Annotated in this window: 21 protein-coding genes; 12 read left to right on the forward strand and 9 right to left on the reverse strand. The window is 50.3% G+C overall.

Translation table 11 applies throughout. The features are described 5' to 3' along the window. Positions 1–84 precede the first annotated feature (84 nt). The gene (locus tag M4D81_RS27850) at positions 85–681 is read right to left on the reverse strand and encodes a YjgB family protein (protein ID WP_260068793.1); all 597 of its coding nucleotides are present in this window, start codon (positions 679–681) and stop codon (positions 85–87) included. Positions 682–951: 270 nt separating this feature from the next. Between M4D81_RS27850 and M4D81_RS27855 the strand changes: the two genes are divergently transcribed. Continuing rightward, positions 952–1749, forward strand: coding sequence for a formate/nitrite transporter family protein (locus M4D81_RS27855; RefSeq protein ID WP_216531057.1), 798 nt, complete (start codon positions 952–954; stop codon positions 1747–1749). Between the two features lie 25 nt (positions 1750–1774). On the opposite strand, the gene M4D81_RS27860 is transcribed toward M4D81_RS27855, so the two are convergent. The 3 genes from M4D81_RS27860 to M4D81_RS27870 all read right to left on the reverse strand — a co-directional run bounded on the left by M4D81_RS27860 (position 1775) and on the right by M4D81_RS27870 (position 4971). Then, positions 1775–2317 (reverse strand): GNAT family N-acetyltransferase, encoded by a 543-nt coding sequence (locus M4D81_RS27860; protein WP_260068794.1) that lies wholly within the window; start codon positions 2315–2317, stop codon positions 1775–1777. 120 nt (positions 2318–2437) lie between these two features. Beyond that, positions 2438–4276, reverse strand: a complete 1839-nt coding sequence (locus M4D81_RS27865; protein ID WP_260068795.1) for a UbiD family decarboxylase — start codon at positions 4274–4276, stop codon at positions 2438–2440. 137 nt (positions 4277–4413) lie between these two features. Beyond that, complete coding sequence (locus M4D81_RS27870; RefSeq protein WP_260068796.1) at positions 4414–4971, reverse strand: hypothetical protein; 558 nt, start codon at positions 4969–4971, stop codon at positions 4414–4416. Positions 4972–5139: 168 nt separating this feature from the next. On the opposite strand from M4D81_RS27870, the gene M4D81_RS27875 reads away from it, so the two are divergent. Beyond that, positions 5140–5742, forward strand: coding sequence for a TetR/AcrR family transcriptional regulator (locus M4D81_RS27875; protein ID WP_260068797.1), 603 nt, complete (start codon positions 5140–5142; stop codon positions 5740–5742). A 77-nt stretch (positions 5743–5819) separates the two neighbouring features. Beyond that, complete coding sequence (locus M4D81_RS27880) at positions 5820–6032, forward strand: bacteriocin immunity protein (RefSeq protein ID WP_260068798.1); 213 nt, start codon at positions 5820–5822, stop codon at positions 6030–6032. Positions 6033–6166: 134 nt separating this feature from the next. On the opposite strand, the gene M4D81_RS27885 is transcribed toward M4D81_RS27880, so the two are convergent. The 5 genes from M4D81_RS27885 to M4D81_RS27905 form a co-directional block, all read right to left on the reverse strand. Further along, on the reverse strand, positions 6167–6445 hold the full coding sequence (locus M4D81_RS27885; RefSeq protein ID WP_071218258.1) for a YxcD family protein: 279 nt from the start codon (positions 6443–6445) through the stop codon (positions 6167–6169). A gap of 3 nt (positions 6446–6448) precedes the next feature. Next, positions 6449–6889 carry a hypothetical protein gene (locus M4D81_RS27890; RefSeq protein WP_071218257.1) on the reverse strand — a complete coding sequence of 147 codons (441 nt, stop codon included), beginning with the start codon at positions 6887–6889 and terminating at the stop codon, positions 6449–6451. Positions 6890–6945: 56 nt separating this feature from the next. After that, positions 6946–7524 carry a PadR family transcriptional regulator gene (locus tag M4D81_RS27895; RefSeq protein ID WP_260068799.1) on the reverse strand — a complete coding sequence of 193 codons (579 nt, stop codon included), beginning with the start codon at positions 7522–7524 and terminating at the stop codon, positions 6946–6948. A 204-nt stretch (positions 7525–7728) separates the two neighbouring features. Further along, positions 7729–8298, reverse strand: coding sequence for a beta-class carbonic anhydrase (locus M4D81_RS27900; RefSeq protein WP_071218255.1), 570 nt, complete (start codon positions 8296–8298; stop codon positions 7729–7731). 44 nt (positions 8299–8342) lie between these two features. Further along, the gene (locus M4D81_RS27905) at positions 8343–8672 is read right to left on the reverse strand and encodes an iron-sulfur cluster biosynthesis family protein (protein WP_071218254.1); all 330 of its coding nucleotides are present in this window, start codon (positions 8670–8672) and stop codon (positions 8343–8345) included. Between the two features lie 128 nt (positions 8673–8800). Between M4D81_RS27905 and M4D81_RS27910 the strand changes: the two genes are divergently transcribed. The 9 genes from M4D81_RS27910 (at position 8801) to mutL (ending at position 21508) form a co-directional block, all read left to right on the forward strand. Then, on the forward strand, positions 8801–10318 hold the full coding sequence (locus tag M4D81_RS27910; protein WP_260068800.1) for a carboxypeptidase M32: 1518 nt from the start codon (positions 8801–8803) through the stop codon (positions 10316–10318). Between the two features lie 319 nt (positions 10319–10637). Then, on the forward strand, positions 10638–11642 hold the full coding sequence (locus M4D81_RS27915) for an ABC transporter substrate-binding protein (protein WP_260068801.1): 1005 nt from the start codon (positions 10638–10640) through the stop codon (positions 11640–11642). 40 nt (positions 11643–11682) lie between these two features. Next, positions 11683–12456 (forward strand): ABC transporter ATP-binding protein, encoded by a 774-nt coding sequence (locus tag M4D81_RS27920; protein WP_260068802.1) that lies wholly within the window; start codon positions 11683–11685, stop codon positions 12454–12456. Positions 12457–12461: 5 nt separating this feature from the next. Next, complete coding sequence (locus M4D81_RS27925) at positions 12462–13295, forward strand: ABC transporter permease (RefSeq protein ID WP_260068803.1); 834 nt, start codon at positions 12462–12464, stop codon at positions 13293–13295. Positions 13296–13431: 136 nt separating this feature from the next. Then, entirely contained in the window at positions 13432–14412 is a 981-nt protein-coding gene (locus tag M4D81_RS27930; RefSeq protein WP_194542041.1) for an aromatic acid exporter family protein, read from the forward strand. Between the two features lie 128 nt (positions 14413–14540). Further along, entirely contained in the window at positions 14541–15107 is a 567-nt protein-coding gene (locus M4D81_RS27935) for an outer spore coat protein CotE (protein ID WP_071218248.1), read from the forward strand. Between the two features lie 106 nt (positions 15108–15213). Continuing rightward, complete coding sequence (locus M4D81_RS27940) at positions 15214–16464, forward strand: putative amidoligase domain-containing protein (protein WP_260068804.1); 1251 nt, start codon at positions 15214–15216, stop codon at positions 16462–16464. Positions 16465–16715: 251 nt separating this feature from the next. Next, complete coding sequence (gene mutS / locus M4D81_RS27945; RefSeq protein WP_260068805.1) at positions 16716–19484, forward strand: DNA mismatch repair protein MutS; 2769 nt, start codon at positions 16716–16718, stop codon at positions 19482–19484. 38 nt (positions 19485–19522) lie between these two features. Further along, on the forward strand, positions 19523–21508 hold the full coding sequence (mutL, locus tag M4D81_RS27950) for a DNA mismatch repair endonuclease MutL (RefSeq protein WP_260068806.1): 1986 nt from the start codon (positions 19523–19525) through the stop codon (positions 21506–21508). Positions 21509–21524 lie beyond the last annotated feature (16 nt).

The raw sequence follows: 21524 nt of genomic DNA on the forward strand, positions 1-21524 counted from the left end.
CGAAAAGCCCGGCTCTCTAAGAGACCGGGCCTTTCCGATGTATTCTGGACATGCTATTGGTAAGTGAAGAGTTTCCAATCACGGTTATTTATTCAGCAGATTAATATGGTCCAGCTCTGTGCTGCTGTTAAAGATGAACTCCAATTTGTACTCTCCCCGGTTGTAAGTGAGCTTGGTTTGTTTGATTTTTCCGGTTTTGAAAGTGGTTGTGGCATCCGGTGCAAACCAGTTCTGCTTCAGCATTTTCATGGTGATGCCGCCGATGTTGGTCTGCCGTTCCACGTTCGTTCCAAAATAACGCATCTCGCGGATTTTGTTCAGTTTATAGGAAAAGGCGTAGCCTGGATTCCCCATGTTTGCCCCATATACATCGAAGGCATCGGCATGCTTGCCGGGTACGGAAGGCTCGCCAATGGCTTTGTACACGTCCTGCTTCGTGCTTTTGCCAATCGTTAAACCGCTGACGGCTCCAGGGAATTGCCCCTTTAAAGCGGGTTTATAAAAGCTGTTAAGTGTCTTGAGCGCTTGCTTTGCAGCATAATCGCCGGAATTTGCAGCCTGGGCGGCTTCTGCTTGCTGAAGCGGAAGAACAGCATGATTTACGCCGATTGCACTAACGCCGAAGACGCCTGCCATGGTCAAGGCGACGATGGCTTTTTTTGCTGGATGTTTCAAGTTCATGTTGCATCCTCTCCTTTGTAACAACTAATTACCACATGCACTGTGCATCAAACAAGTGTGTCAAACTTATCTTCCCATAATAGTGGAAGCGAAGCGGCATTGGGTTACGATTCTATGAAGATGAAATATCAGAATTGATACCCGGAGTGGATCGAGTTCTGCGCACCATGTATGTTTCATCGGGGAGAATGGGGTAATGATGGATGAGGTGATATGAATTATTGGAAAAATCGTGTAATCTATATAGAACCGACTTTTTCAGGAGGAATTATGGAAACCGAATCATTACTCAAGGTGGAGCAGCTTGCTCTTAAAAAACACAAGATTTTCAAACAAAGCCATCTTCGTTACATCGCCCGCTCCATGCTCGCCAGCATGTTTATCGGCTTCGGCGTCATTGTTGCGTTTAAGACAGGCAACTTCTTTTATCTGGAGCATTCCCCTCTGACTTACCCGATGGCCGCCATTACGTTTGGCGCGGCGATCATTCTAATCGCGTATGGGGGAGGGGATTTGTTTACGGGGAACACGTTCTACTACACGTATGCCGCTCTGCGCAAGAAACTAAGGTGGCTGGAGGTCGTCAAGCTGTGGGTCTTCAGCTATGCGGGGAATATTTTGGGGGCGTGCACGTTTGCGCTGCTGATATTTTTGACCGGACTTTTCATGGATTCATCCGTGAACGGTTTTCTGCTTGATGTGGTTGAGCACAAAATGACCACCCCGACGGTGCAGCTGTTTTTCAGGGCTATTCTCTGTAACTGGCTCGTGTGCCTTGCCTTTTTTATCCCGATGTCATTGAAGGGCGACGGGGCCAAAATGTTTGCCATGATGCTGTTTGTATTCTGCTTCTTCATTTCCGGATACGAGCACAGCGTTGCCAATATGTGCACCTTTGCCATTGCGCTCGTGCTGAATCATCCCGGCACGATTTCATTGGAAGGCGTACTGCATAACCTGATTCCGGTAACGATTGGCAATTTGATTGGCGGCGTGCTGCTGATGGGTTTTATGTATTATTTTGTGAACAAACCGTTTCTGGATGCCAAGGAATCCCCGGGAGAATAAAACTTCGGCGGTTTATGCACAATCTCTAACGCAAATGGAACTGGTTCTTTAATAATGAGTACACCCGCGTATCGTGCGCCACGCCATTTTGATAAATATATAGGCGAAGAACACCTTCCGCTTCAAATCCGAGTTTGGTCAGGAGGGCGTGAGAAGCCTGGTTCTCGATAAAAACAACGGCACCGATGCGCGTCAGACCAAGCTCCTTAAAACCATATGCGATAACGGCAGAGGCGGCTTCGCTTGCATAACCTTGCCCCCAGAATTCAGGATGTAATTCATATCCGATCTCCGCCCTCTTATGCCGCGGGGACCAAACGTTATACCCAATCGTGCCGATGAGACCCTGCGCATCTTTCCGTTCGATGCCCCATCGAATCCCGCGTTTCTCCCTGTAGTTGTTAGCGAAGAGCTCAACGAATTGGAGAGCCTGATCGATGGTGGTCAGTGTATCTTGTCCGTAATAGCGAGTCACGTCTTCATTCGAGAAGCAATTGTAGATAGCCCCGGCATCCCGATGTTGGATCTCTCGCAGTCTTAATCGTTGGGTCTCTAGTATTGGAAACATGTTCTTCCTCCCAAGTGGAAAATAAAATATTATATAACAACGGGCTGGCCTTAAAAGGACCAGCCCGTTTAAATTGCATTCATTTTAATGTTAGTAGTCCGCTTTAGGATTGCCCAGCAATTATTGTATCGGAATCCGACTTAAACTGCCTCCGTCCGCAAATAAACGCTTGATGCTGCGTTCGACCTCTTCATCCGCTATTAATGGCGGGGCCTGATGCGGCTTCGTACGGGCATCGATAATGACCGTATCACAGCCCCAATGCTTATGCTCATAGCGGCTGTTCACACCGTGAATGTCATGGGAAGGATTGCTGCGCGTAAAGGTTGCCCACAGAAAATTATTCACTGTCGCACTCATAAATTCACTGTCATCGCACAGAATGATCATCGGACAAGACGGGAGCGAACCTCGCTCGCGGATGGCATCGCTTAGGCTCGCCATTTCCTGCTCCACTTCGGCATAACTCGTAAAAGGGGTTCCCTGGATGGCGACAATGCCGGGCATGATCCATTTTGCGGGCCCATACCCGGGAAGATCCGTTAACGCCTCAGGCACCGCTTGGCACAAATCCCTTTTTTTATCCCCGACCGCCGCAAATACGACCTTGCTGCCGGTGTTGAGTCCGGTCCCGGAATAATCAAGCGTATCGATCGTGGTATTGGTCTGAAAATGGATGTCCCGCTGCAGATCGATGCGTTCCAATATATAAGTCAAGAAGTCCTCGATGCGATGCGTGCTTAATGGCTGTTTCTCCTCAGCTGCAATGAACAAATACTTGGCCAGGCTTAATTGGCCCGTGCCCAGTATCCGGTTGGAGATGGTGAGAAGTTCGGCCGGTTGTTTTACTTGTTGATAAGGGGTATACCGTTCGCTGCCGATGGCAAAGAGCAGGGGGTGTACCCCGGCAGCGTCCACCGCATGCACCTCTTTGACACCCGGGATTTCTTGCCGGATGGCACCGCCGGTCAGTTCATGAATCAGTTCGCCGAAGGACGTATCTTCCTGCGGCGGTCTTCCGACTACCGTAAATGGATAGATTGCCTGCTGTTTGGCGTAAACCTTGTGCACGCGCATGACGGGAAACGGATGGACCAGGCTGTAATAGCCCAGATGATCGCCAAAAGGGCCTTCAGGCTTGGTCTCACCCGGATAGATTTCCCCTGTAATGACGAAATCCGCATCGTGGCTAATGCAGTATCCGTCAACATAGCTGTACCGGAAATGGCGTCCGGACAGCAAGCCGGCAAAGGTAAGCTCGCTCATGCCTTCCGGCAGCGGCATAACCGCTGAAATCGTATGGGCAGGGGGGCCCCCGATGAAACAGCTTACTTTAAGCGGCTGCCCCAATTTATTAGCCTTCGCTTGATGGATGCCGATGCCCCGGTGGATCTGATAATGGATGCCGACTTCCTTGTTCGTTTCATATTCGTTGCCTGTCAGCTGGACCCGGTACATGCCCAGATTGGAATTCATGACGCCCGGCTTCTCCGGATCTTCCGAATAGACTTGAGGCAGCGTGACAAAAGCACCGCCATCGTCCTTCCAGTGTTTAATTAGCGGCATATCAGAAATTTGGATTTCCTGAAACCCAGGTGGCAGCCCCCCCGTTTTTTTGAAAGGCAACGCGGTTTTAGCTGCTAATCCTGTCCCGATATATTTGAACGGATTTTTGAGCGCCTTCATCGGATCGTTGCGCAGCGCAATGACGTCTTGCGTGGATGCAAAGGTATCCCGAAAGATGAATTTACTGCGCTCGATCGTCCCGAACAGGTTGGAGACCGCGCGGAACCTCGAACCTTTTACATTTTCAAACAGCAGCGCCGGGCCGCCTGCAGCATAGACCTTCATATGTATGGCTGCCATTTCCAAATGAGGATCAACCTCTTCATGTATACGAACCAAATGCCCATGTTTCTCCAGATCCATAATGCATTCTTCCAGATTATGATATTTCATTACATAGCTCCAATCCCTTGAAGATAGTGAACTTATTCTACTATCTACTATTATCGACAATCTCACAGCACAGGTCAATGACACCCGATATAGACTGGAAGAATGGAAACGGATCTTGATAGAGTGCGTGGCAGGATTTATGCCCGTTGTTCTGCTCCCCCATAATGATCGACAGCGAAGCTGAACAATACTTTCAGCATAAACAGGGTGCCGGCCAATAACATGTAGGGCTGGATGTTGGACAGCAAGAACGTACCTCCTATACCAATCGACAAGAGCAAGCCTCCTATAAAATGCTGCGATGACTTCCCGATCAGCGTATTCACGATCACAGCTCCAGCGATGGTATATGCCCATATCCCTACCGCATACACCATGTCGGTATCCAGCAATACGGCGACCAGGAGAATATGAACGTGGATTGCGATGAACACAATCCGCTGTTTTTTACGGGCTGCATAGAAATTACTGGTCGAGCGGGTGAAGTTGGCGATACAGCCGCAGAAAATATCAAAAATAAGCAATAAAGCAAGGATACCTCGCCATAAAGGCAAAGAATGCAGGATATCCGGAAAAACAAGGCTTACCGCTAGGGTCAGACATCCGCCGAACGCCAAGATGACAAGAATCGTGGCAATGGATTGCTGTTCACCGAAAACCTCATGCAGAAACGAAGGAATCTTTATTGCTTTCATTTCATACCGCCCTCATTTCATCGTAATTTAATTTGAAGTTATGTAGTAAATGAAGTAATGAACTACAAAAAGAGTATAATTTCGAGTAGGTGAATGTCAATTGTTTTGTAGTGAAAACATTGAAACACTCTAAAACTTGGTTTATACTTCATTTGAGGTGGAGAACACATGAACGGTTATGAACGCAGAAAGCATAAAAAAATGGAACAAATCTACGCTGTCGCTTTCCAGCTTTTTTCGAGGCACGGTTACCAAAAGGTTAGCGTTAACGAAATCGCCCAACAGGCAGGCGTGTCACCTGCAACGATATATAACTATTTTGGAACCAAAGATCAGCTCTATATGGATATGATCATGGATTGGACGGACAAGCAGTTGGCAGTGTATGAGCGCATTCTGGATTCCGGGCGTTCATTTGCCGAAAAGACCCAAGAAATCATGCTGTTGGAGGCTAAAAATCTGACCTTTTTATCGGAAGAGTTTCGGAATTTCCAAACCTCCGAGGATCGCGGCATAAGTCAGACTATCCAGCAGTACAGCGAGGAGAAGGTGAAAGATTTTTTTATGAAGTTTGTCGCGCTGGGGAAACAAGAAGGTTATATTCATAAGGATCAAACCGAAGAAGTTACGATGCTGTACTTCTCGATGTTCATGAATGAGCTGGGGCGACGCTGGGATTCGGGGAACCGGGAACATGTCAACGGCAGCATGGAAACCTTGATGGAGCTTTTCTTTTACGGTTTAGCCGGACAAAAACATGAAGTCCATTGAGAGCGAGGGAGAGCGGTTGAATAAGTCTGAGAAGGAATTTATTCGGCGCTGGATCGATGACAAGAAAGGAGCCGTACATGAACGAATTAACGAAAGCGCAAATCGTTGATCTGGTGACAAGTCTGTATAATGGGGAAGGCAGCGAGAAAGAGGTGGGGGAATGGATCGAATTGCTGCAGCGGAATGTTCCCCACCCCGACATTAGCAATTTGATTTTTTGGCCGGAAAAAGATCTGACACCTGAGGAAATCGTTGAAAAGGCATTGAATTATAAACCAATCGTGCTATGAGCTCGTTGATGATCGTGCATTTGGTGCCTCGGCTGTACGCGAGTAGGAATATCATATGTTCGAACTTATCTTGGGCAATCAAAAAAGGAGCCGCTTCGCATGTTAGCGAAGCGGCTCCTTTACGATAGATGGTATTATTGCTGAACGATTGCGATAATCTCGTCTTCCAGCTCAAGTCGTACTTGCTCACTGTAAGCGCGGATATTGTATTCGGAGTACAGGTAGCGGAGAATAGCTTCGATGAGGTTAGCCTCAATCAAATATTGCGTTCTTCCGCCGACCCATACTTCAGCCGTATATCCGGTATCTTCGTCCCAGCTAAGCTCAAGCGATACATCAGTTGGTTTGACGCCTCTGCGTTCCGCCTGATGAAGGCAGACCGCATTGACGATTTCGTCCATGCTTAGAACCATGGATTAGTACCGATTGTTGTTATTGTTGTTGTCGCGAGGATCGTTTTGTTTACGACGGTTCTTTACGGAGCGTACAACAGCCATAACGATCATAATCAAAGCCCAGATTGCGATCAGGTTAATGAGCAATCCCATGATTTCGCCCATGAAGCCCATGCCGGCGAACATGCTGCCGAAGAGCAAGCCAGCCAGACCACCGATCATAAGTCCTTTCATCAAGCTGCCGCCGCTGAAAAATCCTGGTTTTTTCGTGTTAGCGGCTGCCCCTGTATTGGAACGGTTGTTCGTTTGTTGAACATTATTAGTATCCTTTTTCGGAGTGCTGTTGTATGACTTGGTCCCGGATTTGAAACCTCCGCCACCTCTTCTGGCATCTGCGGAATCAGGCGTCAGCGCTACAAAGAACAGTGTAATCGCTACAAGAATCGTCAATACTTTTTTCATCGTGTTCTGTCGAACCTCCCAGTAAATTTAGAGTAATAAAGAGTAATACGGACGAGTCACGATAAGGTTTCAAAATTTGTGCGACCATGTTTTGAGGCTGCTGTGTGCTGCTGCTGTCTCAGTAATTCCAGTACCCAATCACACCATTTCAGCTCGGTTTCAGCCATCATCAGCCCTTTGGTAGCGAGTACATAATTGCTGAAAGCCTTGCTTCCAATCTCGCGGGTATCCTCCGGAATTCCCTCTAAAATCTGCTCATAATAACGTTTTTTCTCCAGATACCCGATTCTGCGGTCCTCGAAAATATCGACGGCGATGCCGATTTCCGTCAGCCACAGACAAAAGGTTCGAAGAGAAAGTTCATCCTTGGTGACTGCAGGCGCGATCGGTTGGTACATCCATTCACGCAGCTTCTGCATGCCTTTTTCTGTAATCGCATAAATTTTCTTGTCCGGTTTATCACTTTGCTGAACCCAATGCGAGGACAACAGCTGTTTCTCCTCCATGCTGGACAGCAGAGGATAGATTTGACTGTGTTTGGCCTGCCAAAAGGGCTGTATTCGAAGCATCAAATCGTATCCTGATGATTCTCTTCTTGCTAGTAACCCTAACAAGCCGTATGACAACGTATTCATGGACATAACTCCCTTTGAAACGCATATCGTGGACGCTAAGGCGTGGATGGTCATCCGCCTATCGGTCCGGTTGATAAAAAGTGTACACTGAAACTGTATGGTTTGACAACTGGGGGAGGGGGCTTTCTCTCTGCTTTTGGCAAAATTGTGACTAAAAAAGCACAAACGCGTACGCGTTTGTGCTTCCATTTGACTTTGATTGATTTATTCGTTCTCGTATCCTTCTACGACCAGATCAAGCGCACCGGTGTTAGGGTCGATGACCATGCCATGAACGGGAACGTTTGGAGGAAGAAGCGGGTGGTTTTTGATCAGGCTCACCGTATTTTTTACCCCGTCCGTAATGTTATCGAACCCGCGAAGCCATTTGGATAACCGGATGCCGGAGTTTTCCAGTGTGGATAACACTTCATCGGATATGCCGCGGTCTCTCATATGCTGGATCATATCATCGGCGTTCAAGGAAGCCATGCCGCATTCGTAGTGACCCACAACGATGACTTCTTCGGCGTGCAGTTCGTACAGTGCTACCATGACGCTTCGCATCACACTTCCGAAGGGCTGTGAAATGATGGCGCCGGCGTTTTTAATGATTTTGACATCGCCATTTTTGAAATTCATTGCTTTAGGGAGCAGTTCAACCAATCGTGTATCCATACAAGTAATAATGACGAGTTTCTTCTCAGGAAAACGCCCTGTCAGGTAGGATTCGTACTCTTTATTCTCTACAAAGCTGCGATTGTGTTCCAGTATGCTGTTAAGGTGTTTTTCCATCGATTTTCTCTCCTTTGTATCTATCTATAATTTAATTGTTGTAGTTACGCTCTGGCATCTAATACTTGGATATTGGTGCCGTAGTTCTGTCCGCTGCTGTCCAGCCGGAAGGAGTAAGTGGCTGGATCGGCGCCCAGCCTCATCTTCTCTTCGAAAAAAACGGCCTGCTTGCGGTTTACGATAAACGGCACCGTGCTTCCTGTCTCGACAGCGATATCTTCCGTCGTCGGCTCATCTACAATACGCAGGCTTGGGACGCCGTTGACGGCACATCCGCATCCCTCCGTGTCATAGATCAGCCTGATTGCGCCCGGCTTGTCCCCGAGCTTGTCCTTCAGCTTCAGCTCGGCTTGCCGGGTGAGTTGAATATTCACGGCCTCATGACACTCCTTTATATGTATATTGTTATTTATTCTTTCTGGAAGTTGATTATATACCTTGTAAAACGTATCATCAATAGAGTATAGAAGAATCCTATTATAAAAAAAGAAGGTGTGCCGGAATGGCAGTACAACATTTACCACAATGGGAACAATTTGATCGATTGGTTCGCAAAATTATGAGTTATTACGAAGCTATTGGCCTACTTCATTGGGATTTACGGACAGGTGCTCCACGCAAGGGAACCGAAATCCGTTCGGAAACGATCGGGGTTTTATCCACAGAGGCGTTTAAACTGCAAATATCGGAAGAGATGGGACAGCTGTTATCATTTTTTGCGGAGCCGAAACAGGCGCAGCAGCTGGATGATCGCAAACGCCGCATGATTGCGGAAGTGCGAAAGGTGTACGATCAGAGCAAATCCATCCCGCCTGAACGCTTCCAGGAGTACTCCATTCTCGCCGCTCAATCGGAGACGAAGTGGGAGGAGGCGAAGAAGAACAGCGATTTTGAAGGTTTCGAACCTTACTTAACGAAGATCGTTGCATTCAAGCAAGAGTTTATTGAATATTGGGGCGTGAAAAACACCAGATACGATACACTCCTTGATATGTATGAGCCGGATTTAACGGTGGAAAAGGTGGATGCCATCTTCGACCGCCTGAAAGCGCGTCTGGTACCGCTGGTTCATGCGATCCAGGAATCGCCATTCAAGCCAAGAACGGACTTCTTGAAACAGCTGTTCCCGAAAGAACAGCAGGAGAAATTCAGTTTGTTCCTGCTGGAGCAAATGGGCTACGACTTTGAAGCGGGACGTTTGGACGAAAGCGTGCATCCATTTGCGACAGGCTTGAACCCGGGTGACGTGCGCATCACGACTATGTATCTTCCGGATGATGTGCTAAGTGCGGTATTCAGCTCTTTGCATGAGGGAGGGCATGCCCTTTACGAGCAAAATATCGATAAGGAGCTTGCGGGTACGCCGCTCTCCGGTGGTACCTCGATGGGCATCCATGAATCTCAATCCCGTCTGTGGGAAAATATGATTGGTCGCAGCCGTCCGTTCTGGCGCCGTTATTTTGCAGATCTGCAGCAGCATTTCCCTGAACAATTGAAGGGCGTGGACATCGAGGATTTCTATTTGGCCGCGAACAAGGTAGAGAATTCTCTCATTCGAATTGAGGCGGATGAGCTTACTTATAACCTGCATATCATCATTCGTTATGAGATCGAGAAGAAACTCTTTAACGAAGGTTTGGCCGTGAAGGAGCTGCCGGAGACCTGGAACGCGAAGTATAAAGAATATCTCGGCATTATGCCGCCAAATGACGGAATGGGCGTCCTGCAGGACGTTCACTGGTCCGGCGGCGATTTCGGGTATTTCGCTTCGTATTCCCTCGGCAATATGTATGCGGCTCAGTTCCTTTACACGATGCGCAAAGAACTGCCGAATCTCGACCAGCTCATCGAAGAGGGGAACCTGGCTCCGATCAAGGAATGGCTGACGGACAAGGTTTACAAGTACGGAAAGAGCGAGAAGCCGTCCGAGATCATCTTGCGCGTCACCGGAGAAGAACTGAATCCGGACTATCTGGCCGATTATCTCGAAGAGAAGTATAAAGAGATTTACAAACTTTGATCCACATTATAAACGCAGCCCAAGTGGCTGCGTTTTTTTTGTATTAAGACAGTATACACCTTCGAGGGCTTCCATCCTTTTCTCGCTAGAAAAACTTCCTCTAAACACGGTCTGTCTTCTGTGAAAATGCGTTAATAGACGTTTTTGTTATGATTCGTGGTTCCGAGTAATCTTGGATTAGGGATATGTTAATTGTTTCCAAATATCCATATTGCCAATCAAACACAGCCCCCAGCATATCTATCAGGCGTTTAACCTTTGGGCAGGCACATGCATATGCTGAAAAGAAACAAAGGGTCAATGGGAATGGAGGGTTACGATGAAGCGTCAAAAATGGTGGGGGCTGGCGTTAACCATGCTGCTTGTTTGCGGAGTGGCGCTTGCCGGGTGCGGTGGCGGCGGATCGGCTACGAAGGTCAAGATTGGCGAAGTGACGCGCTCGATCTTCTACGCGCCGCAGTATGTCGCATTGGAAAAAGGATTTTTTAAGGAAGAGGGGCTTGATGTCGAGCTGCAGACGACCCCTGGCGGAGACAAAACGATGACGGCCCTGCTGTCGGGAGCCATCGATGTGGCACTTGTCGGCTCGGAAACTTCGATTTACGTGTATCAACAGGGCTCTGAAGATCCGGTCATTAACTTCGGACAGGTGACGCAGACAGACGGGACATTTTTGATGGCCAGGGATGGAGCGGGCGCTTTTGACTGGAACAACCTGAAGGACAAAGTATTCCTCGGTCAGCGTAAGGGCGGAATGCCGCAGATGGCAGGCGAGTTTACGCTCCGTAAAAAAGGAATCGATCCGCACGCGGACCTGGAACTGATTCAGAATATCGATTTTGCAAATATCGCCTCTGCTTATGCTTCCGGCACCGGTGAATTTGTTCAGCTCTTTGAACCGCAGGCCTCCATCTTTGAAAAAGAAGGCCGTGGCAAAGTGGTGGCTTCCTTTGGCGTAGAAAGCGGACGACTGCCATATACCGTATTCATGACAAAACAGAGCTTTATCGACAAAAACGATGCCACGGTGCAGAAGTTTACGAATGCTCTTTACAAGGCACAGCAATGGGTGGACGCGAGCAGTCCCGAAGATATCGCGGATGCGATCATGCCTTATTTTAAGGATAGCGACCGCGACATCGTGGTGTCCTCCGTTAAACGCTACAAGGAGCAGGGCAGCTATGCGACCGATCCGATCGTAGACGAGGCGGAATGGAACAATCTGCTGGACGTGATGGAGCAGGCCGGGGAACTGAAAGAACGGGTAGCGCCTGAAAGAATCGTCAACAACAGCTTTGCCGAGAAAGCGAAACAAGCCAAATGATGAATTAGCCTAATCCATAGAACGAAGGGAGAGAGCACCAATGGTACCGGTAGTTGAATTGAACGATATCGCTCACGTATATGTCACGGATCGGGAAGCCTCTCTGGCTGTGGAAGGGATTCAATTGAAGGTGGAACGGGGGGAGTTCATCAGCCTGGTTGGGCCTAGCGGCTGCGGCAAGACAACGATTTTGTCTGTCATTGCCGGCTTGCTGCAGCCATCCAAAGGAGCCGCTTATGTGAACGGCAAACCGGTAAACGGGCCGTCGCCGGCGGTCGGGTACATGCTGCAGCAGGACTATTTATTTCCTTGGCGCACCATTATGGATAACGCCTTGATCGGCTTGGAACTGACGGAGCGGTTGAATCCGGAAAGTCGCGGTATCGTACAGAGTTTGCTCAAGGAGATGGGCCTTGGGGACAGCGGCAACCTCTATCCCGCCCAGCTGTCAGGCGGAATGAGACAGCGGGTTGCACTTGTAAGGACCTTGGCGACGGACCCGGGCCTGCTATTGCTGGATGAACCTTTCTCTGCACTGGATTATCAGACGAAGCTGCAGCTTGAGGATCTGATCGTGGACACCTTGAAGGAGCGCGGGAAGACCGCCATCCTGGTGACCCATGATTTGTCCGAAGCCATTGCAATGAGCGATCGGGTCATTCTCCTGAACCGCAACCCGGGAAGGGTTCACCGGATGTTCAATATTCCTGAGAACATACGTCGGGTACAGCCTTTTTATGCTCGTAAGGAGCCGGGGTTCAACGAATTGTTTCATGAGATCTGGGGCGAAATGCAAACGATCGGGAAGGAGTGAAGCCTATGACATCAAGGGATGAGCCTCCTGCTTCTTCTTCGAAGGGCTGGCTCCAGGATATTTATGTAAAACACATGAAGCGCAAGAAAAGTTTGCGCAGACGCGTGCTGACCGTCCAGCTTAGCTTGCTGCTGCTATTCTTTATCTGGTGGGAAGCGGCGGGCAGATTCAAATGGATAGACGTGCTGCTCTTCAGTTATCCGACCAAAATTTTTGCCAACATATGGGGGAATATGATCAGCGGCGAGTTATGGGGGCACTTGGGGATCACGGTAGGGGAGACGGTTGTCGGATTCCTGCTCGGTACGCTGGTAGGCACGCTGCTAGCCGTATTCATCTGGTGGTCACCGTTTCTTAACAAGGTTCTGGATCCCTATATGGTTGTGTTCAATAGTATGCCGAAAGTAGCGCTCGGTCCGATATTTATCGTGATGTTTGGCGCGGGTTTTACGGCTATTGTTGTCACTACGTTATCGATCACGGTCATCGTGACCACGCTTGTTGTATACAACAGTTTTCATGAGGTGGATTCCAATCTGATCAAGGTGGTCCGGACGTTCGGCGGAACCAAGCGCCAGGTGTTTCAGCGGGTTATTTTGCCAGCTTCGTATCCGGCGATCGTATCAACGCTCAAGGTCAATGTGGGCATGGCGTGGGTCGGCGTCATCGTCGGCGAATTTCTGGTCGCCCAATCGGGTCTCGGTTACTTGATTATGTACGGGTTTCAGGTATTCAATTTCACGCTTGTGCTGTCGAGTCTGCTCATTATCGCCGTCGTGGCAACAGCTATGTATCAAATGGTGGTATATATAGAAAGGAAATTGCTGACTCATCGTTAATGGGCTTGGTCTATTGCCCCCAGGCATGGTTGTTTATGGCATAAAAATAAGCTAGGATGAAGATACCTTATATATGTGGTCATATAAAAAGAAACATATATAGTCATCATCAACTCGCCTGGAGGCTCTTCATCACATGGGATTTCGTGTCATCAAAACGGCTGCGGCAAGCCTGCTTGCCATCTTAATTACAGATGCCTTGAACATACCGGGGGCTACGTCCGCCGGTCTTCTTGCTATACTTGGCGTTGACGTCACGCGAAAACGGAGTGTGCGCTCCATATCGTCCAGATTGTTCGCTTCATTGCTGGGTCTGGTGCTGGCGTGTATTCTATTTTATTTTCTCGGATTTCATTATTGGGTATTGGCTCTATACATATTGCTTGCCTTTCCCGCGATTTCGAAGGCGAACTTCAAGGAAGGCATCGTAACCAGCTCGGTCGTGGTGTTTCGGGTGTTCCAGGGGGAAGAGATCGGGATGGACATTTTGCTCACCCAAATTGAACTGTTGATCATCGGTCTCGGATCGGCGATGCTTGTGAACCTGGTTTATATGCCGAACAGCGAGGGAGCGATGATGGAGATCCGCCAGAAGGTGGACGGGCTCTTCTCCGTCATTTTCCGTCACTTCTCGCTTACGCTTCGGGATCCTGAACATATATGGGACGGGAAAGAGCTGATTGAGGCCAACCGGCAGATTGAGAAAGGAATTGAGGAAGCGAAGCGGGCATCGGAGAACCAGATGATTCATCCGGACGGCTCCTGGAACATCTATTTTTATATGCGGAAGGAACAGATGGAGAATATCCAGAGCATGATGCATCAAATATCCCAGGTGTACGAGCGGCTTCCTCACGGTGTGCTGACGGCGGAAATATTCGATCAATTAAGCAAGGATGTCGTTGCCGAAGGATATACGGGCAAGTCCGAAGGATTGCTGATTGAGCTGGAGGACAGGTTCAAGGAGATGGAACTGCCGACGACCCGCGAAGAATTCGAGGTCCGTTCCGCGATCCTGCAGCTATGTCATGAGCTGGAATACTATTTGAATATTTCAAAGAAGTATAAGGCGCCCACGGCAAAAAAACCGCAGAAGCGCGCGGATTCGGCCGTATAGCTCTGGGATTTGCAAAAAAAAATCTGATATTTTTAGCATCATATGAATTTATTTGGACCACTTCATTCAACATTCGCCCATGTCTTGCATACACATGTATGGAATGATTGTATGGAGGAGGTTCGAAGATGTCATTGAGTCATAAACACCAATGTAGAGAAATCATCACGAAGGCGATCTGCGGCAAGGGTCGTAAATTCTCTACCGTAACACATACCGTGACTCCGCCTAATAATCCGACCAGTATTTTGGGGGCTTGGATTATAAACCATCAATACGAGGCGGTTGCCGCCGGAGACGGAATTGAAGTTATTGGTACTTACGATGTTAACATCTGGTATTCCTATGACAAAAATTCACAGACCGATGTGGCGAAAGAAACGGTATCGTATGTAGAACGCGTGCCTCTTTCCTATCTGGATCCGAAGCATCGTGCATCCACGGTGGAAGTGTCGGCTGAAGCGACACAGGAGCCGAGCTGCGTTGAGGCCAGCGTATCCTCGAATGGCACGAGTGTCATTCTGCGGGTAGAGAGAGAGTACGCGGTGGAGCTGATTGCCGAGACCAAGGTCGTTGTCAAAGTATGCAGCCATCATCATGGCGATTACGAGGACAAAGAATTCGATTACGTCCTGGGAGACGAAGTCGATGATTACGAAGACCTTGATTACGAAGGTCTGGAGGATGAACTGTAAGATAACCCTCCTGTAGGAATGATTCTAATCTTAGCATATGCAGTGAGGGCAGCTTTGCGGAGGGCGGATGCCCTCTTTTTTATTTTTTTTACAGGGGGACTAGGAGATGGCTCAATTTAAAGTAAAACCAGCTGCTGTAAAAGAATATGTACCCTTGAAGGGAGCTGCTGTGCTTCTCGCGCAAGCGCGTCTGTCCAGATCCGGGATACCGTCCCTTCTGGGCTTGAGCTCGGTTGAGGAAAAGCATTACACGGCCAGGTACGCGGTTCATGTTGAGCAGCTGTCCGCAGTCTCGATCCGCTCCTATCAGCTCGGCGGCAGTGAAGTCATGTTTGAGCCTGACCCCGAGAACGGGAGGTATGAGGATGGCCTGCATCGGCGATTGGAGAAAGCGGCCCTGCGGTCGCTGTATACGCTGGGCGTGGATGAAGGAGAGGTTATCATCAATGCCCGGCCCGGGCGAAGATATGTAGTCGAGGACATCCGCATGAAAGCGGGCCGGATTAAAACCGTCATGAGTGCGAAGGGGGTGCCGGCGGCAGGTTTTCACGCGCATAACGAAGACGGTGAATCCCCTTTGGCTGCGCCGCTGCTCATGGGGATGGATCCCGAGTTTGTGCTGATGAAGGATAACGGGGAGATTGTGTTTGCATCCGAATTTATGGAGCACGGCGGGTCGGTCGGCAGTGACGCCGTTCGTTTTCGGGGTGAGGTTATTTACCCCATTGCCGAGCTCAGGCCGTTACCGAGAGCGAATCCGAAGGCGTTAATGATTGAAATGCAAAAAGCTCTGCGTCAAGCCCAGAGCCTGATTACCGATCGTTCACTGACATGGAGGGCAGGAGCTCTGCCTTATGGTGATTTCCCGCTAGGCGGCCATATTCATTTCAGCGGAGTACCGCTCTCCCTGTCTCTTCTTCAGACGCTGGATAATTATCTGGCTCTGCCGCTGGCGCTGCTCGAAGACCCCAAGGGGCGTTCTCGCAGACCCCGTTATGGGTTCCTGGGGGATTTTCGGAGGCAGCCGTATGGCGGGTTTGAATACCGTACGCTTCCCAGCTTTCTCGTTTCCCCGCTTGTCGCGAAAGTGTCTCTGTATGTTGCCTACCTGGCGGCTCGATACAGCGACCGTTTGCTGGCGAGGCCATTCAATACGGAGCGTTACCATCGCGCCTATTACGAAGGCGACAAGTCCGTGCTTAAAGAATGTATCGCAGGCTGGCACAGGGATTTATCAGCGCTGCCGGAATATTCGGACTTTGCCCGCGAAATCGAACTGGCGCTTGCTCACATGGAAGCGGGGCGGGCCTGGGATGAGAGCAGAGATATCAGGCCGCTGTGGAATATTCCCGTTTAAGAGGTTGTTCAAAAAGTCCGATTTTGATCACGAAGTGAATCAAGAAGCAACTCGGCATCGAATCTTGAATTCAGCCGGGCCTTCCGGTGCTCACGTACAAACTACGTACGCTCCGCTCCTCAATCCCTAGCTTCATCCAACCTTCTCGGTGCTGAAAACCGACCTTTTTGAACGCGCACGTTAAACCGTAATGCCTTGCGGTCAATTTCTGTTATAATGGAGGTCAAGCTAGAAGGTAATGGAGGTACGTCATGGCTAAATATACGCCGATGATTGAACAATATTTGAAGGTCAAAGAACAAGCGCGCGATGCGTTTCTTTTTTTCCGCCTAGGCGATTTTTACGAAATGTTTTTTGATGATGCGATCCTTGCATCGAAGGAATTGGAGATTACGCTGACCGGCCGCGAAGGCGGCGGTGCAGAGAAAATACCGATGTGCGGAGTCCCTTATCATTCCGCGGAGGGTTATATTCAGCGGTTGATTGAGAAGGGGTACAAAGTCGCCATCTGCGAACAGATGGAGGATGCTTCAGTCACCAAAGGCATGGTGCGGCGGGAAATCGTTCGGGTCGTGACGCCGGGGACCATCATGGACGGCAAGGTTGTGCACGACAAGTCGAACAATTACATGGTGTGTGTCACGGAAACGGGCGGCTTGATGTCTTTATCTGCATGCGATCTGTCAACCGGGGAGCTTTATGTGACGTCAGTTCCATCTTCGGAGGAATGGCTGCGGGATGAGATTGGCCTCTATGAGCCTTCCGAGATTATTGGGGATGCAGTGCTGCTTGATATCATTTCATCTCAGGCGCTTCCAGGCAGCCGCAACATCGTTTATACGGCATGGGATCGTAGGGAGGACGCATTGGTACGCACCCAGTTCGGTGAGCCGGCTTGGGCCCGCCTGGAAGAGGAGCGAAGAGCCTGCATATCCCTGCTGATCTCGTATTTAAGCGAGACGCAGAAGCGGTCGCTGGGGCAGCTGACGCAGATTGCTTCCTATGAACCGGGACAATACATGGTTCTGGATCCGTTCACCAGACGCAACCTGGAGCTGGTTGAGACGGTTCGTGAGCGTTCGAAGAAAGGTTCGCTCCTGTGGCTTCTGGATCGCACGGAAACCTCGATGGGAGCCAGACTCCTGCGGCGGAGAATCGATAAACCTCTGCTGTCCCGCAGCCGGATTGAAGAGCGGCTGGAGGCTGTTGAGCATTTGTATAACCAGTACATACTGCGTGAAGATTTGCGAATGGCGCTTAAAGAGATATACGATCTGGAGCGGTTGGTCGGCCGGATTGCGTTCGGCAGCGCGAACGGACGGGATTTGAACGCACTCAAGCTGTCATTAAGACAAATTCCTTCCTTAAAAGAGCTGTGTGCCCAGTCTGCTTCCGAGACGCTGCGCCGGGTGGCTCAGGATACGGATATTTGCGACGATCTGTGCGAACTGATCGAGAATGCGATTGTTGACGAACCGCCGGTATCCGTGCGTGACGGAGGCATCATCAAGCCGGGCTATCACGAGCGGCTGGATGAGTTTCGTGAAGCGAGCACCAGCGGCAAACGCTGGATCGCCGAGCTGGAAGCCAAGGAACGCGCCGCTACGGGGATCAAGTCGCTGAAGATCGGTTACAACAAGGTGTTCGGCTATTATATCGAGGTGACGAAGTCCAATCTTTCGTCCCTGCCGGAAGGCCGGTATGAGCGCAAACAGACGCTGGCGAATGCAGAGCGATATGTTACGCCCGAGCTGAAGGAGAAGGAAGGATTGATCCTTGAGGCGCAGGAGAAGATGGTGGATCTGGAGTACGCTCTCTTTACCGAGCTCAGGGACAAGTTGAATACCCAAGTGAACCGGCTCCAAAAGCTCGCAGAGCGCATTGCCGAGATTGACGTCTATCAATCCCTGGCCGCGGTCAGCGCGGAATACCGGTTCGTGAAGCCGGAACTGAGCGAAGGTTATGATTATATCGTTGAAGGCGGTCGCCACCCTGTCGTGGAAGCCGTCATGAAGGATTCATCGTTTATCGCGAACGGGACGGATTTACGCAAGGACGGCTCCTCGATCCTGCTGATTACCGGTCCGAATATGGCTGGAAAAAGCACATACATGCGCCAGGTTGCCTTGTTATCGATTTTGGCCCAGATGGGCTGCTTTGTTCCGGCAGAGCGCGCGGTTATCCCGCTGGTGGACCGTATCTTTACCCGCATCGGAGCGGCAGACGATCTGATCGGCGGCCAGAGCACTTTTATGGTGGAAATGGCGGATATTCAGGTCATGACGGAAAAAGCAACGCCCCGCAGTCTGATTATTATTGATGAGCTGGGACGCGGTACGTCAACGAGTGAAGGCATGGCGATTGCGCAAGCCGTGATTGAGTATGTGCATGACCATATCGGCTGTAAGGCATTGGTATCCACGCATTTCCATGAGCTCGCTCATCTTCAGGAAAGCCTTGGCGGTCTCAAAAACTATTCCATGGCGGTTCAGGAAAGCGGAGACAAAGTGCATTTCCTCCGCAAGTTGATCCCTGGCGCGGCTGACAGCAGCTACGGCATTTACTGTGCGAGATTGGCAGGTTTGCCCGGCAGCATCATTGACCGCGCCTATGGGCTCCTGCAGGGCCTGGAGATGGCCTCGCTGGCCGCGGTGGCATCGGAGCAAGGGATTGTGATGCAGCGCGAGCAGCCAGCTGCCGCAGCTCCTTCCGATGAGAGACGAAGCGGACCGGAAGCTGTCTATGAGCATCGTGATAATAAGATGCTGTATACCGAAAGCTTGAGCGGTACCGACCGGAAGGGCGGCGTGGTGCAGCTCTCCATTTTTGGCGAGGAGGAAGTGCCTGAACCGAGTGTTAAGCCTGGCAAGGATCAGCATTCCATGGCGCAGGAAGCTTCCCAAGATCCTGCCGTCAAGAGCCTCATTGCTGCCGTTAAAGGCGTGGACGTGATGAATATGACGCCGCTTCAGGCCATGCAATTCCTGAATGACCTGAAGCTTCAAGCGAAGGATATGTGATTTTAGCATGGGAATGAAATGAAACGGAGGTAGGAACGATGGGGATTATTCGGATTTTGGACGAGCATATTGCAAACCAGATTGCTGCCGGTGAGGTGGTGGAGCGGCCTGCCTCCGTTGTGAAGGAGCTAGTCGAGAACGCCATTGATGCCGGGAGCACCAAGATTGACGTAACGGTCGAAGAAGGCGGACTGGACAGCATTCGCGTAACGGATAACGGCGCCGGCATTGATCCGGAGGATTGCGAGACGGCTTTTTACCGCCATGCGACAAGCAAAATCGCTGAAGGCCGCGATCTGTTTCAAATCACCAGCCTTGGATTCAGGGGCGAAGCCCTGCCATCCATCGCGGCCGTATCCAAGGTGCGTCTGGTTACGTCCAATGCTCAGGATGGCCGCGGACGGGTGATCGAAATCGAAGGCGGTCATCTGCGCGTGAACGAAGAAACGGCTGCACCCCGAGGAACGGATTTTCTCGTGAAGGAATTGTTCTTCAATACGCCGGCAAGGCTGAAATATATGAAAACGATCCAAACCGAGCTGGGGCACATATCCGACTATATGTATCGTCTGGCCCTTTCCCGGCCGGATATTGCCTTTACGCTCAGGCACAATGGAAACTCGCTGCTGCAGACGCTGGGCAACGGCGATGCCCTTCAGGTCATTGCGGCCATATACGGTACCCAATCGGCCAAAGCGATGCTGCCGTTTGAAGCGGAGAATATGGACTACACGCTAAGCGGATATATCAGCCGCCCGGATTATACCCGGGCAAACCGTAACGGCATGTCGCTGATCATCAATGGGAGGTATATTCGGAACTACGGTTTAATGCAGGCGATTTTGAGAGGTTATCATACGCTGCTGCCAATCAACCGGTTTCCGCTTGTTGTCATTCAACTGTCCATGCACCCCTCATTGATTGATGTGAATGTGCATCCATCCAAACTGGAGGTGCGGTTCAGTAAAGAGCAAGAGCTGTTCGCTTTGGTGGAGGAAGAAATTCGCAAGGTCCTGCAGCAGGAAATCCTGATTCCACGCCCGGCCAAACAAAATATTGGCAAAAGCGACAACGCCTATATCCAGGAACAGCTGCAATTTTCTCCTGCGCAAGGCCATGCCTCGACGAACGGCAGCGGCAATGAACGGGATATTGCGATCCCCGGAAGCGGCGAGCCTTCAACTGGCGGAAACATGCCTCTCAAGGCGCCACATGCAGCGACATGGCCGGAGGGGCAGGTCTTCACCCAGTCTGAGCCGGATATCAAGCGCGCTTATGGGTCCGGAGCAGCAGGTACATCCGCCACCTCGCAAATGCGGGAAACGGCAGCAGCTTCATCTTATCGCAGTGAATACCGCAATGAGACCAGGGGGAATGCTGGAATTCCTGCCGTAACGAAAGAGTGGCTGCAGGCGGCCTCAGGACCGGCTCCAGAGATCCCGCCATTTCCGGAGCTCACGCTTATCGGCCAGCATCACGGCACTTATCTCATAGCGCAGAATGATACCGGGCTGTACCTGATTGATCAGCATGCCGCGCATGAGCGGATTAACTACGAGTATTACTACGAACAGTTTGGCAACCCGGCAGACGCATCCCAGGAGCTGCTGCTGCCGATTACGCTGGAATTTACGCCCTCGGAATCGGAAAAGGTGAAGGAACGGCTGCACTGGTTTGAGAAGGTTGGCGTGTATATGGAGTTTTTTGGCGGTCATACCTTCCTGGTACGTTCCCATCCGTTCTGGTTCCCCAAGGGCGACGAGAAGGCCATTATCGAAGAGATGGCTGAATGGGTGCTGAGCGAACGCAATATCGATATCGCCAAGCTGAGAGAAACCTCGTCGATCATGTGTTCCTGCAAGGCTTCGATCAAAGCCAATCAGAAGCTGACGGAGCAGGAGGCGATGACGTTGATACAGCGTTTGGGCGCCTGCCGGCAGCCATACACATGTCCGCATGGACGACCGATTGTGGTTTCGTTCTCGGCTTATGATTTGGAGAAAATGTTTAAGCGCGTTATGTAACAGCAAGGAGGACCTT

The sequence above is a fragment of the Paenibacillus sp. p3-SID867 genome (assembly GCF_025142895.1).
GTDB lineage: Bacteria > Bacillota > Bacilli > Paenibacillales > Paenibacillaceae > Paenibacillus_AQ.

Bases quoted from the DNA above. Each gene is read 5' to 3' on its own strand.
- M4D81_RS27850 (WP_260068793.1), bottom strand. From the start codon at position 681: ATGAACTTGAAACATCCAGCAAAAAAAGCCATCGTCGCCTTGACCATG.
- M4D81_RS27855 (WP_216531057.1), top strand. From the start codon at position 952: ATGGAAACCGAATCATTACTCAAGGTGGAGCAGCTTGCTCTTAAAAAA.
- M4D81_RS27860 (WP_260068794.1), bottom strand. From the start codon at position 2,317: ATGTTTCCAATACTAGAGACCCAACGATTAAGACTGCGAGAGATCCAA.
- M4D81_RS27865 (WP_260068795.1), bottom strand. From the start codon at position 4,276: ATGAAATATCATAATCTGGAAGAATGCATTATGGATCTGGAGAAACAT.
- M4D81_RS27870 (WP_260068796.1), bottom strand. From the start codon at position 4,971: ATGAAAGCAATAAAGATTCCTTCGTTTCTGCATGAGGTTTTCGGTGAA.
- M4D81_RS27875 (WP_260068797.1), top strand. From the start codon at position 5,140: ATGAACGGTTATGAACGCAGAAAGCATAAAAAAATGGAACAAATCTAC.
- M4D81_RS27880 (WP_260068798.1), top strand. From the start codon at position 5,820: ATGAACGAATTAACGAAAGCGCAAATCGTTGATCTGGTGACAAGTCTG.
- M4D81_RS27885 (WP_071218258.1), bottom strand. From the start codon at position 6,445: ATGGTTCTAAGCATGGACGAAATCGTCAATGCGGTCTGCCTTCATCAG.
- M4D81_RS27890 (WP_071218257.1), bottom strand. From the start codon at position 6,889: ATGAAAAAAGTATTGACGATTCTTGTAGCGATTACACTGTTCTTTGTA.
- M4D81_RS27895 (WP_260068799.1), bottom strand. From the start codon at position 7,524: ATGAATACGTTGTCATACGGCTTGTTAGGGTTACTAGCAAGAAGAGAA.
- M4D81_RS27900 (WP_071218255.1), bottom strand. From the start codon at position 8,298: ATGGAAAAACACCTTAACAGCATACTGGAACACAATCGCAGCTTTGTA.
- M4D81_RS27910 (WP_260068800.1), top strand. From the start codon at position 8,801: ATGGCAGTACAACATTTACCACAATGGGAACAATTTGATCGATTGGTT.
- M4D81_RS27915 (WP_260068801.1), top strand. From the start codon at position 10,638: ATGAAGCGTCAAAAATGGTGGGGGCTGGCGTTAACCATGCTGCTTGTT.
- M4D81_RS27920 (WP_260068802.1), top strand. From the start codon at position 11,683: ATGGTACCGGTAGTTGAATTGAACGATATCGCTCACGTATATGTCACG.
- M4D81_RS27925 (WP_260068803.1), top strand. From the start codon at position 12,462: ATGACATCAAGGGATGAGCCTCCTGCTTCTTCTTCGAAGGGCTGGCTC.
- M4D81_RS27930 (WP_194542041.1), top strand. From the start codon at position 13,432: ATGGGATTTCGTGTCATCAAAACGGCTGCGGCAAGCCTGCTTGCCATC.
- M4D81_RS27935 (WP_071218248.1), top strand. From the start codon at position 14,541: ATGTCATTGAGTCATAAACACCAATGTAGAGAAATCATCACGAAGGCG.
- M4D81_RS27940 (WP_260068804.1), top strand. From the start codon at position 15,214: ATGGCTCAATTTAAAGTAAAACCAGCTGCTGTAAAAGAATATGTACCC.
- mutS (WP_260068805.1), top strand. From the start codon at position 16,716: ATGGCTAAATATACGCCGATGATTGAACAATATTTGAAGGTCAAAGAA.
- mutL (WP_260068806.1), top strand. From the start codon at position 19,523: ATGGGGATTATTCGGATTTTGGACGAGCATATTGCAAACCAGATTGCT.